Genomic DNA, 15,052 nt, shown 5'->3' with positions numbered 1-15,052 from the left:
TCCGCCCCCGCGTCACCCGACCTTCTCGAGCACCTCGTCGGAGACGTCGTAGTTCGCGTAGACGTTCTGCACGTCGTCGCAGTCCTCGAGGGCGTCGATGAGGCGGAAGACCTTGCCCGCCGCCTCCTCGTCGAGCTCGACGGTGACGCTCGGCAGGAACCCGGCCTCGGCCGAGTCGTAGTCGATCCCGGCGTCCTGCAGCGCGGTCCGGACGGCGACCAGGTCCGTGGGCTCGCTGACCACCTCGAAGGAGTCGCCCTGGTCGCGGACCTCCTCCGCGCCGGCCTCGAGCACCGCCATGAGGACGCTGTCCTCGTCGACGCCGTCGGCCTTGGGGACCACGACGACGCCCTTGCGCGAGAACAGGTAGGAGACCGAGCCCGGGTCGGCCATCGAGCCGCCGTTGCGGGTCATCGCCGTCCGGACCTCGGAGGCCGCGCGGTTGCGGTTGTCGGTGAGGCACTCGACCAGCACCGCCACGCCGGCGGCCGCGTAGCCCTCGTACATGATCGTCTGCCAGTCCGCGCCCCCGGCCTCCGCCCCCGAGCCGCGCTTGACGGCGCGGTCGATGTTGTCGTTGGGGACCGAGGACTTCTTCGCCTTCTGGATGGCGTCGTACAGCGTGGGGTTGCCCGCCGGGTCGCCACCGCCCACCCGGGCCGCGACCTCGACGTTCTTGATGAGCTTGGCGAAGAGCTTGCCGCGCTTGGCGTCGATCGCGGCCTTCTTGTGCTTCGTCGTCGCCCACTTCGAGTGGCCGCTCACGGCACTCCCCTCTCGTTCCCGGCGCCCGAACGGCGTGCCGTCTGTCTGCGCACCAGGTCGACGAACAACGCGTGCACCCGGCGGTCCCCGGTGAGTTCCGGGTGGAAGCTGGTGGCCACCAGGTTGCCCTGGCGGACGGCGACGATCCTACCGTCGGCCCGTCCACCCACGACCCGGCCGAGCACCTGCACGTCCCGACCTGCCTCCTCCACCCACGGCGCGCGGATGAACACGGCGCGCACGGGGCCACCGTCGAGACCCTCGAACCCGACCTCGGACTCGAAGGAGTTGACCTGGCGGCCGAAGGCGTTGCGCCGGACGGTGACGTCGAGCCCCCCGACGGTCACCTGGTCCGGGGGCGCGTCGAGCAGCCGGTCGGCGAGCATGATCATCCCCGCGCAGGACCCGTAGGCCGGCAGCCCGCCGGCGATGGCCGCACGCAGCGGCTCGAGCAGCCCGAACCGGACGGTCAGCTTGGCCATGGTGGTCGACTCCCCGCCCGGGAGGACCAGACCGTCCACCGCGCCCAGGTCCTCCGGACGGCGCACGGTGACCGGCTCGGCGCCGAGGGCGGACAGCGCGGCCAGGTGCTCGCGGACGTCACCCTGCAGCGCCAGCACACCGACGACCGGGTTCTCGGGCACGGGGAGACAGGCTACGGTCCCGCCACCCGGCGCGAGCTCCAGGTCAGCAGCCGTTCCAGCGGTCCCCGTCCGAGCCGCAGCCGCCACGCCGTGGCCACCACCAGCGCGGTCACGGTGAACCGGACCCACCGCCCCCAGTCGTCGTCGGAGGACTCCACGCCCAGCGCCCAGATCGCCACGATCTGCGCGGTGTAGACCGACAGCGCCGTCGCGCCCACCGACGCCAGCGGGTACGTCACCCGCGGCAGCCGGTCGGCGACCACGAGGCACAGGCCGAGGACGGCGACGGCGACGCCGGCGGAGCCCACCACCTCGAACGACGTCCCGCTGTGCGGCTCGGCCCCGGCGAACCAGGCCGGGTCCCAGTCACCGGGGCGGCCGAAACCCAGCTCCATCCCGGCCAGCCGCCGTCCCGGCCCGACCAGCCGGGCGCTCAGCCAGGCACCGCCGTACCCGACCGCCGCGGCGAGCAGGCCGCCGGCGAGCAGTCCCGCGCGCACCCGGGCGGTACGCAGGTCGAGCCGGCCGACCGCCAGCCCCACGAGCACGAACGCCGCCCAGACGACCGCCGGGTAGTACCCCGTGACGAGGAGCCAGGCGAACGGTCCCCGCTCCTCGTCCCGGGCGGTGGCGTACCGGCCCACGGCGAGGACGACCGGCGGAGCGGCCAGCGCGACGACCCCGGCGGCGAGCAGCAGGCGCCGTGGTGACCAGCGCAGGAACGGCAGCGCCAGCACGAACAGGACCGCGTAGACCTCCAGGATGATGGCGACGAAGGTGTCCAGCAGCTCCAGGACCCCGCCGATCGCGAACACCCAGGCGGCCCGGACGAGGACGCGGGTGCGGACCTGGCCGAGCTCCCGGCCGGTGACGGGGGCGGTGCCACCGGAGAGCAGGGCGATCGACACGCCGGCGAGCGTCGCGAAGAGGATCGACGAGCGGCCGTCGACGACCCCGCTCCACGTGGCGGGGTCCCACGTCAGGTCCCCGGTCCGCCCCAGGTGGGCGCCGAACATCCCGAGGACGGCCAGCCCACGGGCGACGTCGACACCGGCCACGCGGCCGGGCAGGCCGGGGAGCTGCCGGTCGGCGGCACGCTCCCGCTCCATGGTCACGGCGCGAGGGTAGGGACCCTGCCTGGGAGACCGGCCCGGATCGGGTGCGGTGTCACCAGCCGCGGGACGCGTAGCGCTCGGACTCGGGCAGCGCGCTGACGTTGATGCCGACCATGGCCTCGCCCAGGCCGCGGGACACCTTCGCGATGACGTCCGGGTCGTCGGAGAACGTGGTGGCCTGGACGATCGCCGCGGCGCGCCGCGCCGGGTCGCCGGACTTGAAGATGCCCGAGCCGACGAAGACGCCCTCGGCGCCCAGCTGCATCATCATCGCGGCGTCCGCCGGGGTGGCGATGCCCCCCGCGGTGAACAGCACCACCGGCAGCTTGCCCAGTCGCGCGACCTCGGCGACCAGGTCGTACGGGGCGCGCAGCTCCTTGGCCGCGACGAACAGCTCGGTCGCGTCGAGGGTGCCCAGGCGGCGGATCCCGCTGCGGATGGCCCGCATGTGCCGGACGGCCTCGACGACGTTGCCGGTGCCGGCCTCGCCCTTGGAGCGGATCATCGCGGCGCCCTCGGCGATCCGCCGCAGCGCCTCGCCCAGGTCGGTGGCGCCGCAGACGAACGGCACGGTGAACTCGTCCTTGGCGATGTGGTGGGCCTCGTCGGCCGGGGTGAGCACCTCGGACTCGTCGATGTAGTCCACCCCGAGGCTCTGCAGCACCTGCGCCTCGACGAAGTGGCCGATCCGGGCCTTGGCCATGACCGGGATGGAGACCGCGTCGACGATCCCGGCGATCATGTCCGGGTCGCTCATGCGGGCGATGCCGCCCTGCGCACGGATGTCGGCGGGCACCCGCTCCAGGGCCATGACGGCGACCGCACCGGCGTCCTCGGCGATCTTCGCCTGCTCGGGGGTGACGACGTCCATGATCACGCCGCCCTTGAGCTGCTCGGCCATGCCGCGCTTGACGCCCTCGGTGCCGGTGGTGCCGGGAAGGGTCTGGTTGTGCTGGGTCACGGGAACTGCCTCGGTGCTCGACGGGAGAGGGCGCGATGATCGTACGGCCGCTCAGGACCGCGGCCGTCCCCCACCGGCGGCGCTGCTGGTGACCTCCCGCAGGCCGTCCTCGATGTCGAAGAAGCGGGGTGCCGGGCGGGCGGCGTGCAGGCGCAGCAGCGCCGTCAGCCGGCGGCTGCGCAGCAGGTGGGTGTCGCGCACCGCGTCGTTGTAGAACCGCCGCGCCAGCCCGATCCGGGTCGCGGTGCCGTCCAGGTCGGCCCGTAGCGCGACCGGTACGCCGGGCAGGTCGGTCGGGAGGTCCCGCAGCTCGCGGCCCAGCGCGTTCTCCGCGAGCTCCCGGTCGCCGGCGTGGGGGGCGCGCGCCTCGCGGGCGGCCACCGCCAGCCGGGCGGCCCGCTCCTCCCCCAGGGCGGCGGCGTGGTCGCGGGCCAGCTCCGCGGCCAGCCCGGACCGCCGCTGCAGCTGGGTGTCGAGAGCGGTCCAGGCCCGGTCGACGCGCACCTCCAGGCGGCGCAGCCGGGTCAGCGTCCACCCCGCCCACAGCGCCAGGAGCACCACGACGGCCGCGACCGCGAGCAGCAGCCAGACGTCGGGGGTCACGACGGGTCAGGCTAGCGCTGCACCCACCGGCGCAGGGTCGACCGCAGCGGGGCGTCGTCCGTGTCGTCGTCGACGACGTCCGACAGGTCCGCCAGGCCGTCGTCGGACTCCTCGGCGGTGACCTCCCCGGATCCGGGCAGGACGACGGTCTCGTAGACGTCGAGGATCCGGCGGGCGATGACCGCCCAGTCGTAGGCCGCGGCGGCCTCGCGGCCGGTGGCCGACAACCGCGCGCGGCGCTGCGGGTCGGCGAGCAGGTCCGACAGCGCGCGGGCCAGCGCCCGGGCGTCGCCGCGGCGCACGAGCACGCCCGCCTCGCCGTCCTGCAGCACCTGGGCGAACGCGTCGAGGTCACTGGCGACGATCGGCGCCCCCGCGGCCAGCGCCTCGATGAGGATGATCCCGAAGGACTCCCCCAGCAGGTTCGGCGCGCAGTAGACGTCGACCGACCGGAGCAGGGCGGCCTTGTCCTCCTCCGACAGCTCGCCGAGCAGGGAGACGTGCGGCCGCAGGTCGTCGCCGAGCTGCTCGTACACCGCGTCGGGGTCGCCGCGCCCGGCGATGAGCAACTGGGCACCCGGGTGCTTGCGGACGACGGTGCGCATGGCCTCGAGCAGGACCGGCAGGCCCTTGCGCGGCTCGTCGTAGCGCCCGAGGAAGCCGATGGTGGGGCCGTCGACCCCGCGGGTGTGCCCGGGCAGGGTCGGGCCCTCGGCGAACGCGGCGACGTGCACGCCGTTCGGGATGATGACCGCGTCCCCGCCCAGGTGCTCGACCTGCACCCGGCGGGCGAAGTCGGACACCGCGATCCGCCCGGTGATCTTCTCCAGCCACGGCCGGATCACCGGGCCCCACGCGGCCAGCCACTTCGACCGCGTGGTGGCCGCGTGGAAGGTGGCCACGATCGGGCCCTTGGCGATCATGCACACCAGCAGCCCGATCGACGGCGGCGCCGGGTCGTGCACGTGGACGACGTCGAAGTGGCCCTCCCGCAGCCAGCGGCGCACCCGCGCGGCCGACACCGGCCCGAACTGCACGCTGGCCATCGAGCCGTTGTACGGGACGGGGACGGCCCGCCCGGCCCAGGTCACGTGCTGGGCGGGCAGGGACTCCTCCCGCTCGGCGGGGGTGAGCACCTCGACGTGGTGCCCCAGCCCGCGCAGCGTCTCGGCCAGGTCGCGCACGTGGTACTGGACGCCGCCGGGGACGTCCCACTGGTAGGGGCAGACCAGCCCGATGCGCATCAGCGCCGCTCCGGGAGGGGGTCGGGCGGGATGTCGGACCAGATCCGGCCGAGCATGTGCCAGTCCTCCGGACGGCGGGCGATGCTCTCGGTGAAGGCGTCGGCGACCCCCTGCATCGCGGCGCCGATGCGGTCGCGCAGCCGGCCCGGTCCGTCGACGGGGACCTCGGGGAAGACGTCGAAACGCCAGCCCCGCTCGGTGAAGGAACAGAAGGCCGGGTGCAGGGCCGCGCCGGTCTGCGCGGCGAGCAGGGCCGGCCCGCTCGGCACGGTCGTCGGGCGGCCGGAGAACTCCACGGGGACCCCGCCGGCGCCCAGGTCCCGGTCGGCCACCAGGCAGGTCCACCCGCCGCCCTCGACCCAATCCCGCAGCACGGTCGAGCTCGGCCGCGGACCGCCGGTCAGCGGGACCACCCGCATGCCCAGGGACTCCCGGTACTCGAGGAAGCGGCGGTACAGCGACTCCGGCCGCAGCCGCTCGGCGACGGTCATGAACGGCCCGCCGAGCCAGTCGGTCAGCCACACCCCCGCGGCGTCCCAGTTGCCGCTGTGCGGCAGCGCCGCGATCACGGCCCGGCGCTCGCTGCGGGCCTTCTCGAAGTGCTCGACGCCGGTGTGCACTGTGCCGGCGACGATCCGCTCGCGCGAGAGGCGCGGCAGCCGGAACGCCTCCTGCCAGTAGCGGGCGTAGGAGCGCATCGCCCGCGTGGTGAGCTCGTCGAGCTCTGCCTCGGACAACCGCCCCCCGGTGACCACCCGCAGGTTGGCGCGCAGCTGGCGGACTCCCCTCCCGCGCCGCCCGGCGGCCCAGCGCCCGGCCGCGTCGAAGGCGCCCCGGGCGACCGGTTCGGGCAGCCGCTGGACCGCGCCCCAGCCCGCCGCGAAGCCGAGGTCGGTGACCCGGGCACCGACCCGGGACCGCAGCGGCGGGCGCCCGGTCCCGGTGGACGGGTCCGGCGGACCGGGGGCCGCAGCCGCCGGCGCGGCGCCCACCGCGTCGCTCACGGAGCGGCGCCCGGCGGGGGCGGGGACGGCGGCGACGCGGGGAGGGCCCGGCCGCGGCCCTGCCGGTGGACGGCGGCGAACCGCTGCCCCACGGTGACCGCGCTGCCCACCAGCAGCACCCACAGCGCGACGTGCACCGCGTACGGGATGCCCAGCCCGCTGAAGCCGGTGCCGACCAGGACGAGGATCAGCCGCTCGGTGCGCTCGACGATGCCCACGTCGCAGCGGAGCCCGACGCCCTCGGCCCGCGCCTTGACGTAGGAGGTGAGCACCCCGAGCACCAGGCACAGCAGGGCCAGCAGCACCAGCAGGCGGTTGTCCCCCTCCCCCGAGAACCACCACACCAGCGCGCCGAAGACCGCCGCGTCCGCCGCGCGGTCGCCGGTGGAGTCCAGCACCGCGCCGAACACCGAGCCGCCGCCCCGGGCGCGGGCCAGCGCGCCGTCGAGCATGTCGAGCAGCACGAACACCGTCACGGTGAACGCGCCCCAGAACAGGTGCCCGGTGGCGATCAGTCCGGCCGCGCCGGCGATCGCGCCGAGCGTGCCGACCAGGGTGACCGCGTCCGCGGTGACCCCGGCCCGCAGGAGGCCGGCGACGACCGGCGCCCAGAACCGCCCGACGGCGGCACGGGCGTTGACGCCGAGCATCAGTCCCCCCGGACCGGAACGGACCGGTCGGCGTCCGGCCAGTGCGCGGCCAGCAGCGTGCGGGTCTCGGCCAGCACCTGCGGCAGCACCCGGGTCAGCCCGATGACCGGCATGAAGTTGGTGTCCCCGCCCCAGCGCGGCACGGCGTGCTGGTGCAGGTGGTCGGCGATGCCGGCGCCGGCGACCGAGCCCTGGTTCATGCCGATGTTGAACCCGTGCGCCCCGGACACCGAGCGGACCACCCGCATCGCCGTCTGGGTGAACCGGCCGAGCTCGACGACCTCCGGCTCGGTGAGGTCGGTGTAGTCGGGCACGTGCCGGTAGGGCACGAGCATCAGGTGGCCGGCGTTGTACGGGTAGAGGTTGAGCACGGCGTAGACGGTCTCCCCGCGCGCCACGACCAGCCCCTCCTCGTCGCTCATCTGCGGGATGAGGCAGAACGGGCAGTCGTGGGCCCCGGTCGGCTTGCCCTCGCCCCGGATGTAGGCCATCCGGTACGGCGTCCACAGGTGCTCGAAGACCGTCGCCGGGCCGCCGTCATCGGCGGAGACGGCGACCCGGTAGCTCTCCTCCGCGCCCGTGCTCATCCGGTCACCAGCGCATCGGCGGTCGGGTCGACGTTGGCCCGGCCGGCCACCCACGCCGCGATGGCACGGACCGCGTGGTCGACGGGCACCCCGTTGTGCTGGCTGCCGTCGCGGAAGCGGAAGGAGACCGCGCCGGCCTCGGCGTCGGTGGCCCCGGCGATGAGCACGAACGGCACCTTCTGCTTGCTCGCGGTGCGGATCTTCTTCTGCATCCGGTCGTCGGAGTCGTCGACCTCGACCCGGATCCCCCGGGCGCGCAGCTTGAGCGCCACGTCGGTCAGGTAGCCGACCTGCTCGTCGGTGACCGGGATCCCGACGACCTGCACCGGTGCCAGCCACGCCGGGAAGGCGCCGGCGTAGTGCTCGGTGAGGACGCCGAAGAACCGCTCGATCGACCCGAACTTCGCCGAGTGGATCATCACCGGCTGCTGCCGGCCGCCGTCGGGCGTCGTGTACTCCAGGCCGAAGCCGGCGGGCTGGTTGAAGTCGTACTGGATGGTCGACATCTGCCAGGTGCGGCCGATGGCGTCGCGGGCCTGCACCGAGATCTTCGGTCCGTAGAACGCCGCCCCACCCGGGTCGGGGACGAGCTCCAGACCGGTCTCCTTCGCCGCCTCCTCGAGCACGGCGGTGGCGAGGGCCCACTGCTCGTCCGAGCCGACGAACTTGGCCTGCTTCTCGGGGTCGTCCCCGCGGGTGGACAGCTCCAGGTAGTAGTCGTCGAGGCCGAAGTCGCGCAGCAGGCCGAGGACGAACGCCAGCAGGTGGCGGACCTCGCCGGGCGCCTGCTCGGGCGTGACGTAGCTGTGCGAGTCGTCCTGGGTGAGGCCGCGCACCCGGGTGAGGCCGTGCACCACACCGGACTTCTCGTAGCGGTACACGGTCCCGAACTCGAAGAAGCGCAGCGGCAGCTCGCGGTAGGACCGCCCGCGCGACCTGAAGATCAGGTTGTGCATGGGGCAGTTCATCGCCTTGAGGTAGTACTGCGCGTTCTCCAGCTCCATGGGCGGGAACATCGTGTCCGCGTAGTACGGCAGGTGGCCGGAGAGCTCGAAGACGTGCGCCTTGGTGATGTGCGGGGTGCCGACGTAGTCGAACCCCTCCTCGATGTGGCGCTGCCGGACGTAGTCCTCCATCTCCCGCTTGACCACCCCGCCCTTGGGGTGGAACACCGCGAGCCCCGAACCGATCTCGTCGGGGAAGCTGAACAGGTCCAGCTCCACGCCGAGGCGGCGGTGGTCGCGGCGCTCGGCCTCGGCCAGGTGCTCCAGATACGCCTTGTGCGCGTCCTTGCTCTCCCACGCCGTGCCGTAGATGCGCTGCAACTGCGGGTTCTTCTCGCTGCCCCGCCAGTAGGCAGCGGCCGACCGGGTCAGGGAGAACGCCGGGATGTTGGAGGTCCGCAGCAGGTGCGGGCCCCGGCACAGGTCGGTCCAGACCAGGTCGCCGGTGCGCGCGTCGCGGTTGTCGTACATCGTCAGCTGGGCGCCGCCGACCTCCACGTCGGCACCCTCGGCCGCTTCGCCGGCACCGCCCTTGAGCCCGATCAGCTCGAGCTTGTACGGCTCGTGCGCGAGCTCGGCTTGCGCGTCGGCGTCGCTGATCTCGCGGCGGGAGAAGTACTGGCCGGCCTTGACGATCTCCTGCATCCGCTTCTCGAGGGCCTTGAGGTCCTCGGGGGTGAACGGCCGCTCGGGGTCGAAGTCGTAGTAGAAGCCGTTCTCCACCGGCGGGCCGATGCCCAGCCGGGTGCCGGGGAAGAGGTCCTGCACGGCCTGGGCGAGGACGTGCGCCGTCGAGTGCCGGATGACCGCGCGGCCCTCCGGGCTGGCCGCGGGCACGGGCTCGACCTCGGCGTCGGCGTCGGGCACCCACGCCAGGTCCTTGAGGTCACCGGTGGCCACGTCACGGACGACGACCGCGCCATCGGGGCCCTTGAGCGGCACCCCGGCCTCCTTGAGCGCGTCCTGGGCCGTCGTCCCGGCCGGCACCCGGACGGGACCGACGGTGGTGGGCGAGGGCGGGGTCGACACGAGAGCGCTCCAGAGGTCGATCGGATTGACCCCCCGAGCCTAGTGCGCCGCGGGGGGCGCCCCCGGACGACGGCCGGTGCGGTCCCGGCCGGTCACGCGGGGAGGAGCTCGACGGGGTCGCCGGCGCGCACGGTCCCGGGACGGCGCACCTCGGCGTAGACGCCCAGGCAGTGCTTCGGCGTGCGGGTGACCTGCAGCTCGACCGGGCCGACGCGCAGCACCCGTCCCACCCAGGCCCGTTCGTCCTCCCCCTCGGGCAGGTCCAGCAGCAGGTTGGCCCGGGGGTCGTCGGCCGAGCAGCCCGGCGGCACGTCCCCCTCGGCGGCGCGGTGGACCGCCGCCCGGCTGACGAGGTGCACGGCGGCCGCGTCGACCTGGGGCGCGCCGGCCCGGTCCAGCCGCACGGGGCGGCCGAGGACCTCGGTGAGGGTGATCGTGTCGGCCTCGGTGTCCCCGGTGGCGACCACGCCGGCCATGGCCGGGGTCTCCTTGACCGTCACCCGCTCCCCCGTCGTGGCGTCGACGACGGCCCACACCCGGTCCCCGACGAGGCCTCCCGGTCCGACCTCGGCCTCGCCGACGGTCCGCCCACCCAGGCTCTTGACCGGGTAGACGCTCACCTGCACGACCCTGCCGACGCCGTCGCCCACACGTCCTCCTCGCCGGCCCTCGTCCCCCGCGTCCGAGGCGCCGCTGTGTCCGTCGACGGGCTCGCCCGCCGGTCAGGCGACCGTACGGCCCCCCGGGGTGCGGCGGCGGAGCCGGCGCAGCTGCGCGTCGAGGTAGGGCCGCGCCCGCCGCTGCCCGCCGTCCCGGGCGATGGCCGCCTCCAGCGCGGTCAGCGCCCGCGCCAGCCGGGGCACGTCGGCCGGCCAGCCGCGCCGCTGGCACTCCTCGAGCCAGTCGACCGGGCTGCGGTGCCCGCGCTCGGCGTTGCACCGGCCGCAGGCGGCCACCTCGTTCTCGAGCCACGACGGGCCGCCCTTCACCCGCGGGACGACGTGCTCGGTGGTGGGCCGCACCAGGCCCCCGAGCTCCCGGCCGCACCAGGTGCAGGTCGCCCCGTCCCGCTCGAGGACGACGGCCAGGCGCTCCGCCCGCCCGGGCGCCCGCGGACGGATCGGCTCGGGGTCGGGCGGGCGCCGGCGCGGGGACATCTCCCCCATCGTCCTCCTCCGCGGACCGCGGCGGGCCGGAACGCGAGAGGCCCGGCCCGCTCTCGCGGACCGGGCCTCTGCCGGGGGTGGGCGATACTGGGTTCGAACCAGTGACCTCTTCGGTGTGAACGAAGCGCTCTACCACTGAGCCAATCGCCCGTGCGTCCTCATTGTGCCAGACGGTCACCGCCAGAGCGGCACCCACCCCGGGACCCAGTCGGGGACGCCCATCACGTGCAGCGTGACCACCAGGACGCCGTAGACGAAGGCCGCCGTCGCCGCCGCGACCGTCAGCCGCACCCAGAATGGCTGCCGCCCCAGCCAGTCGGTCCAGCGCTTGACGTGCTGCTTGGTGAACTCCAGCAGCCGCTCGGCCCAGAAGAACTCCGTCGCCAGGACGAACAGGCCGGCGATGACGGTGAGCCACCCGGGCCCCGGCAGCGGGATGGTCGCCAGGCCGACCGCGACGATCAGGCCACCGACGATGCCCACGCACAGCCGGTAGGTCGAGTCGACGGTGCGACTGCCGGCCAGCCGGCGCCGCCACCGGGTCTCGGCGATCCGCTCCCGGAGGCTGCGGAAACCGTCGTCGTCGAAGTGCGCCCGCAGCTGCTCGGGCGTCTGGTGGTGGTGGTGGTGGTGGCGCGCCCGCTCGGGCTGCACCGTCTCCGGACCGGTCAGTTGGTCACCTCCCCGCGCGCGACGACCTCCGTCGGGGCCGACGGAGCCGAACGACCGGACTCGAGGCTGATCCCGTAGGCGGTGAAGTCGTCGGGGCCGGTCGTCGCGGAGCCTACGGCGCGCAGGTCCATCCGTGGGCGGATCACGTCGAACGTGCCCAGCGCCACGGGCGCGTCGCCGCCCAGGCCCCACACCACGTAGGTCTGCTGCCGGGCGTCGTTGACCGCCAACCCGTGGGTCACCACCTGGACCTGGCCGCTGCGCGCGACGACGGTGGCCACCGGCGTGCCGTCGTCCCCGGACAGCGGCGTGACGATGGCCCGCCCCGGGGTCAGCAGCGCGTCGAGCACCCGGCCCTGCTCGGCGACCGCACCCTGGGCCCGGTCGCGGGCCGAGCTGAGCACGACGTTCCACGTGCCGAGGGCGAGGATCGCCGCCACCGCCGCGGCCACCAGCGCGTTGGGCAGGACCCGCCGCCACGGGATCGGGGGCGCGCTGCGTGCCGCCGGGACGGGGACGCCGAGGTCGGGGACCCCGTCCGCCGGCCGGCCGGGGTCGGCGGGTGCGGGCGGCTCCTCGGCGACCGGCGCCGGCCCCACCTGCTCGGTCGCCTCCACCGCGGCGCGCAGCCGGGAGCGCAGCCGCTCCGGGGGCCGCACGGGGGGCAGCTCGGTCGCCAGCGCGCCCATCACCTCCGCGGTCTCGGCGACGGTGTGCCGGCAGCGGGCGCACTCGGGCAGGTGTGCCGCGACGAGGGTCTCCTCCTCGGGCTCGAGGGCGTGCAGTGCCCAGCCGACGGCCAACTCGTCGAAGTGCTCGTGGTCCTCGCGCCGCGGCGCGGGGCCCCGGGGCTCGCTCACCGGCCCGGCCCCTCCACGCGGGCGGCTCCGCTGAGCGCCCCGCCCCGGGAGGTGCTCCCCAGATCCTCCCGGAGCCGGCGCACGCCGGCGAGCATCCGCGTCTTGACGGTGCCGAGCGGGGTGGCGGTCAGGGCCGCGACCTCTCGCTGCGTGTACCCGCCGTAGTAGGCGAGGGTCAGCGCCTCGCGCTGCGCCGCGGGCAGGGCGCCCAGCACGGCCCGGACCCGGTCGGCCACCACCCGCGCCCAGACGTCGTCCTCCACCTCGCGGGTCGCCGTGGGCCCGGTGAGCGTCAGCTCGTCGGCCATCCGGCCGCGCCGGCGCCGGTGGGCCTCCTCGCGGCGGACGGCGTCCACCGCCTGGTGGTGGACCAGCGCCATGAGCCAGGCGGGGAGGCTGCCGCGGTCGCGGTCGTAGGCCCCGGGATCCCGCCAGATCCCGAGGAACACCTCCTGGACGACGTCCTCGGCCAGCGCGTCGTCCGCCAGGATGCGCCGGGCGAGCGCGAAGGCGGGACGGCTGAACCGGTCGTAGAGGTCCTCCAGGGCACCCCGGTCCCCCGCGCGCACCCGCAACAGCAGGTCGGCGTCCCGGGGGTCCTCCCCGCCCCGCCGTGGCGGACGGCTCACGGCGACCATCGTCACACGCGTCGGCCACGCCGGGGAGAGCGCGCGGTTCAGGACCGCCCGGAGCGGGCACCCATGGCCTGACACGCGCGGGAGGACCGCGGCGTGACCTCGTCCAGGAAAGGTCGTTGTTGGGAACATGACGAGCCGCTCGACGCCCGGGTACACCTGCCCCACGACCCTGCACCTCGTCGGACCGCAGTCCTGGACCGAGGTGCCCGCGGTGTTGTCCTACGAGGTCCGCGACCCGTTCGCGGTCCGGATCACCTTCGGCGACGGTGACGCCACCGAGGACGAGGGCATCGCCTGGCTGGTCGGTCGCGAACTGCTCCAGGCCGGCCTGGAGCGGCCCACCGGGGACGGCGACGTGCGGCTGTGGCCGTCCCGGACCTCCGGCGACGTCCTGTTCCTCCACCTGCGCGCACCCTCGGGCGAGGCGCTCTTCGAGGTCTCCCGCGGCACGGTGGCCGGGTTCCTGCGGCTGACCGAGAACGTCGTGCCCGTCGGCGAGGAGTCCTCCGTGCTGGACGTGGACGACGAGCTGGCCGCCCTGCTGTCCAACGGCGGAGCCGACCCCAGCGGCCGCTGACCCCACGGGGGGACCCCCCTGAGACGCCGTCCCGGGGTCCTGTATCGTTCTCCCTGTACGACAGCAACGCGGACGTGGCTCAGTTGGTAGAGCATCACCTTGCCAAGGTGAGGGTCGCGGGTTCGAATCCCGTCGTCCGCTCGGAACCTCGGGCGCTGGTCGCGAGACCGGCGCCCGTGTGTGCGGTGGAGTGGCCGAGAGGCGAGGCAACGGCCTGCAAAGCCGTCTACACGGGTTCAAATCCCGTCTCCACCTCGGCGTCTCGCCGAGCGCGGTGAGGCGGAACGGGCGATTGGCTCAGTGGTAGAGCGCTACCTTGACACGGTAGAGGTCACTGGTTCGAACCCAGTATCGCCCACAACGAGAGAGGCCCAGGTCGGACGACCTGGGCCTCTTCGCATCCCCGCACCCGGTCAGCCGAGCGCCGGCGCGACCCGCTCGGCCCAGAAGCGGTCGACCTGCGCCTCGAGCTCCTCCGGCGTGCCGCTGTTGTCCAGGACGACGTCGGCGACGGCCCGGCGCTGCTCGTCGGTGGCCTGGGCGGCGATGCGCGCGCGGGCGTCGTCCTCGCCGAGCCCCCGCTGCACCAGCCGCCGGACCCGGGTCTCCCGGTCGGCCTCCACCACCAGCACGAGGTCGTAGGAGGCCGCCTGGCCGGTCTCCACCAGCAGCGGCACGTCCTGCACCACGACGGCGTCGGCCGGCGCCTCGGCGACCAGCTCGGCGGCCCGGGCCCGCACCAGCGGGTGGACGATGCCGTCGAGCCGAGCCCGCTCCTGCGGGTCGGCGAAGACGATCGCGGCGAGGGCGGGCCGGTCCAGGGCGCCCTCGGCGGTCAGCACGCCGGGCCCGAACGCGTCCACGACGGCAGAGAGGCCCGCGGTGCCCGGCGCGACCACCTCGCGGGCGATGCGGTCGGCGTCGACGATCCGCGCGCCTCGGGCGGCCAGCAGCCCCGCCACGGTGCTCTTGCCCGATCCGATCCCGCCGGTCAGCCCGATGCGCAGCACGCACGGACAGTAGCCAGCACGCCAGGGCCGATCACGGACGGGTAACACCCGCCCGTCCTGCCCGGCGCGTCGCTCCAGTCACACGCGCCCCGTGGACAACTCTGTCCTCGGCGCACTTCCCCGCCGAGAGAGGCAGAACCGACCATGTCCCGATCCGCCCACGCGGCTCCCTCGTCGGCCCCCGCTGCTGTCCGCCGGGGCCCCGGTCGACACCGGCTGGACCGCCCCACCGGCGTCCGGTGCACCGACCTGCCGGCCGTGCGTGAGCGACTGGAGCGCAACGCCGGCGTCCGCCCGCGCAACGCTTTCATGCGCTGGCTGTCGGCCACCGCGCCGGCCGGCCGGCACACCTGGCAGTTCCTGGCCACCACCGGCGGGCGCCCGCGGACCGCGTTCGCGATCATCCTCCGGAGGACACCGCGGCCACCCCGGAGCCGGGAGGGACCGACGGCACGACCGACCAGACCGACGGAACGGACGCCGACGTGGACTGCTCCGGCAACTCCTGCTCGGTGACCCTGTC

Annotated in this window: 17 protein-coding genes and 4 tRNA genes; 4 read left to right on the top strand and 17 right to left on the bottom strand. The window is 74.7% G+C overall.

Annotated elements, in window-relative coordinates; translation table 11 throughout:
* Positions 1-12: 12 nt before the first annotated feature.
* From ACI79C_RS21555 to ACI79C_RS21480, 16 genes are all read right to left on the bottom strand, one after another.
* On the bottom strand, positions 13-765 hold the full coding sequence (locus ACI79C_RS21555; RefSeq protein ID WP_456947733.1) for a YebC/PmpR family DNA-binding transcriptional regulator: 753 nt from the start codon (positions 763-765) through the stop codon (positions 13-15).
* The gene (pdxT, locus tag ACI79C_RS21550; protein ID WP_456947732.1) at positions 762-1,409 is read right to left on the bottom strand and encodes a pyridoxal 5'-phosphate synthase glutaminase subunit PdxT; all 648 of its coding nucleotides are present in this window, start codon (positions 1,407-1,409) and stop codon (positions 762-764) included. Before pdxT ends, ACI79C_RS21555 begins: the two co-directional genes overlap by 4 nt.
* 11 nt (positions 1,410-1,420) lie before the next feature.
* Positions 1,421-2,518, bottom strand: a complete 1,098-nt coding sequence (locus ACI79C_RS21545; protein WP_456947766.1) for a heparan-alpha-glucosaminide N-acetyltransferase domain-containing protein — start codon at positions 2,516-2,518, stop codon at positions 1,421-1,423.
* Between the two features lie 58 nt (positions 2,519-2,576).
* Entirely contained in the window at positions 2,577-3,485 is a 909-nt protein-coding gene (gene pdxS / locus ACI79C_RS21540; protein WP_456947731.1) for a pyridoxal 5'-phosphate synthase lyase subunit PdxS, read from the bottom strand.
* 51 nt (positions 3,486-3,536) lie between these two features.
* Complete coding sequence (locus ACI79C_RS21535) at positions 3,537-4,088, bottom strand: hypothetical protein (protein WP_456947730.1); 552 nt, start codon at positions 4,086-4,088, stop codon at positions 3,537-3,539.
* A gap of 11 nt (positions 4,089-4,099) precedes the next feature.
* Complete coding sequence (locus tag ACI79C_RS21530; RefSeq protein ID WP_456947729.1) at positions 4,100-5,332, bottom strand: glycosyltransferase family 4 protein; 1,233 nt, start codon at positions 5,330-5,332, stop codon at positions 4,100-4,102.
* Entirely contained in the window at positions 5,332-6,336 is a 1,005-nt protein-coding gene (locus ACI79C_RS21525) for a phosphatidylinositol mannoside acyltransferase (RefSeq protein WP_456947728.1), read from the bottom strand. Before ACI79C_RS21525 ends, ACI79C_RS21530 begins: the two co-directional genes overlap by 1 nt.
* Positions 6,333-6,986: a phosphatidylinositol phosphate synthase gene (pgsA, locus tag ACI79C_RS21520; protein ID WP_456947727.1), complete on the bottom strand. Its 654-nt coding sequence runs from the start codon at positions 6,984-6,986 to the stop codon at positions 6,333-6,335. The genes ACI79C_RS21525 and pgsA overlap by 4 nt, the downstream gene beginning before the upstream one ends.
* Complete coding sequence (locus tag ACI79C_RS21515; RefSeq protein ID WP_456947726.1) at positions 6,986-7,573, bottom strand: HIT family protein; 588 nt, start codon at positions 7,571-7,573, stop codon at positions 6,986-6,988. The genes pgsA and ACI79C_RS21515 overlap by 1 nt, the downstream gene beginning before the upstream one ends.
* Positions 7,570-9,606, bottom strand: coding sequence for a threonine--tRNA ligase (gene thrS / locus ACI79C_RS21510; RefSeq protein WP_456947725.1), 2,037 nt, complete (start codon positions 9,604-9,606; stop codon positions 7,570-7,572). The genes ACI79C_RS21515 and thrS overlap by 4 nt, the downstream gene beginning before the upstream one ends.
* Positions 9,607-9,698: 92 nt before the next feature.
* The gene (locus ACI79C_RS21505) at positions 9,699-10,256 is read right to left on the bottom strand and encodes an MOSC N-terminal beta barrel domain-containing protein (protein WP_456947724.1); all 558 of its coding nucleotides are present in this window, start codon (positions 10,254-10,256) and stop codon (positions 9,699-9,701) included.
* Between the two features lie 72 nt (positions 10,257-10,328).
* Positions 10,329-10,772, bottom strand: a complete 444-nt coding sequence (locus ACI79C_RS21500) for an HNH endonuclease (protein WP_456947723.1) — start codon at positions 10,770-10,772, stop codon at positions 10,329-10,331.
* A 78-nt stretch (positions 10,773-10,850) separates the two neighbouring features.
* Positions 10,851-10,922: transfer RNA gene (locus tag ACI79C_RS21495), tRNA-Val, on the bottom strand.
* Between the two features lie 24 nt (positions 10,923-10,946).
* Positions 10,947-11,426 carry a TIGR02611 family protein gene (locus ACI79C_RS21490; protein WP_456947722.1) on the bottom strand — a complete coding sequence of 160 codons (480 nt, stop codon included), beginning with the start codon at positions 11,424-11,426 and terminating at the stop codon, positions 10,947-10,949.
* A gap of 14 nt (positions 11,427-11,440) precedes the next feature.
* Positions 11,441-12,304: an anti-sigma factor domain-containing protein gene (locus ACI79C_RS21485; protein ID WP_456947721.1), complete on the bottom strand. Its 864-nt coding sequence runs from the start codon at positions 12,302-12,304 to the stop codon at positions 11,441-11,443.
* Entirely contained in the window at positions 12,301-12,942 is a 642-nt protein-coding gene (locus tag ACI79C_RS21480) for a sigma-70 family RNA polymerase sigma factor (protein ID WP_456947720.1), read from the bottom strand. Before ACI79C_RS21480 ends, ACI79C_RS21485 begins: the two co-directional genes overlap by 4 nt.
* A 127-nt stretch (positions 12,943-13,069) precedes the next feature.
* On the opposite strand from ACI79C_RS21480, the gene ACI79C_RS21475 reads away from it, so the two are divergent.
* The 4 genes from ACI79C_RS21475 (at position 13,070) to ACI79C_RS21460 (ending at position 13,877) form a co-directional block, all read left to right on the top strand.
* Positions 13,070-13,519 carry an SsgA family sporulation/cell division regulator gene (locus tag ACI79C_RS21475; RefSeq protein ID WP_456947719.1) on the top strand — a complete coding sequence of 150 codons (450 nt, stop codon included), beginning with the start codon at positions 13,070-13,072 and terminating at the stop codon, positions 13,517-13,519.
* A gap of 68 nt (positions 13,520-13,587) precedes the next feature.
* Positions 13,588-13,660: transfer RNA gene (locus ACI79C_RS21470), tRNA-Gly, on the top strand.
* A gap of 43 nt (positions 13,661-13,703) precedes the next feature.
* Positions 13,704-13,774 (top strand) — tRNA-Cys (locus ACI79C_RS21465).
* 31 nt (positions 13,775-13,805) lie between these two features.
* A tRNA-Val gene (locus ACI79C_RS21460) sits at positions 13,806-13,877 on the top strand.
* Positions 13,878-13,932: 55 nt separating this feature from the next.
* Here the strand turns inward: ACI79C_RS21460 and coaE are convergent.
* Entirely contained in the window at positions 13,933-14,529 is a 597-nt protein-coding gene (gene coaE, locus ACI79C_RS21455; RefSeq protein WP_456947718.1) for a dephospho-CoA kinase, read from the bottom strand.
* Between the last annotated feature and the right edge of the window lie 523 nt (positions 14,530-15,052).

It is taken from the genome of Geodermatophilus sp. SYSU D00697 (genome assembly GCF_054050175.1).
The sequence above is the reverse complement of the archived record's forward strand: the minus strand, read 5'-3'. Positions and strand labels throughout refer to the sequence as shown.

Excerpts from the sequence above, each read along its gene's own strand:
- ACI79C_RS21545 (WP_456947766.1), bottom strand. The coding sequence starts at position 2,518 with ATGGAGCGGGAGCGTGCCGCCGACCGGCAGCTCCCCGGCCTGCCCGGC.
- ACI79C_RS21530 (WP_456947729.1), bottom strand. The coding sequence starts at position 5,332 with ATGCGCATCGGGCTGGTCTGCCCCTACCAGTGGGACGTCCCCGGCGGC.
- pgsA (WP_456947727.1), bottom strand. The coding sequence starts at position 6,986 with ATGCTCGGCGTCAACGCCCGTGCCGCCGTCGGGCGGTTCTGGGCGCCG.
- ACI79C_RS21515 (WP_456947726.1), bottom strand. The coding sequence starts at position 7,573 with ATGAGCACGGGCGCGGAGGAGAGCTACCGGGTCGCCGTCTCCGCCGAT.
- ACI79C_RS21500 (WP_456947723.1), bottom strand. The coding sequence starts at position 10,772 with ATGGGGGAGATGTCCCCGCGCCGGCGCCCGCCCGACCCCGAGCCGATC.
- ACI79C_RS21480 (WP_456947720.1), bottom strand. The coding sequence starts at position 12,942 with ATGGTCGCCGTGAGCCGTCCGCCACGGCGGGGCGGGGAGGACCCCCGG.
- ACI79C_RS21475 (WP_456947719.1), top strand. The coding sequence starts at position 13,070 with ATGACGAGCCGCTCGACGCCCGGGTACACCTGCCCCACGACCCTGCAC.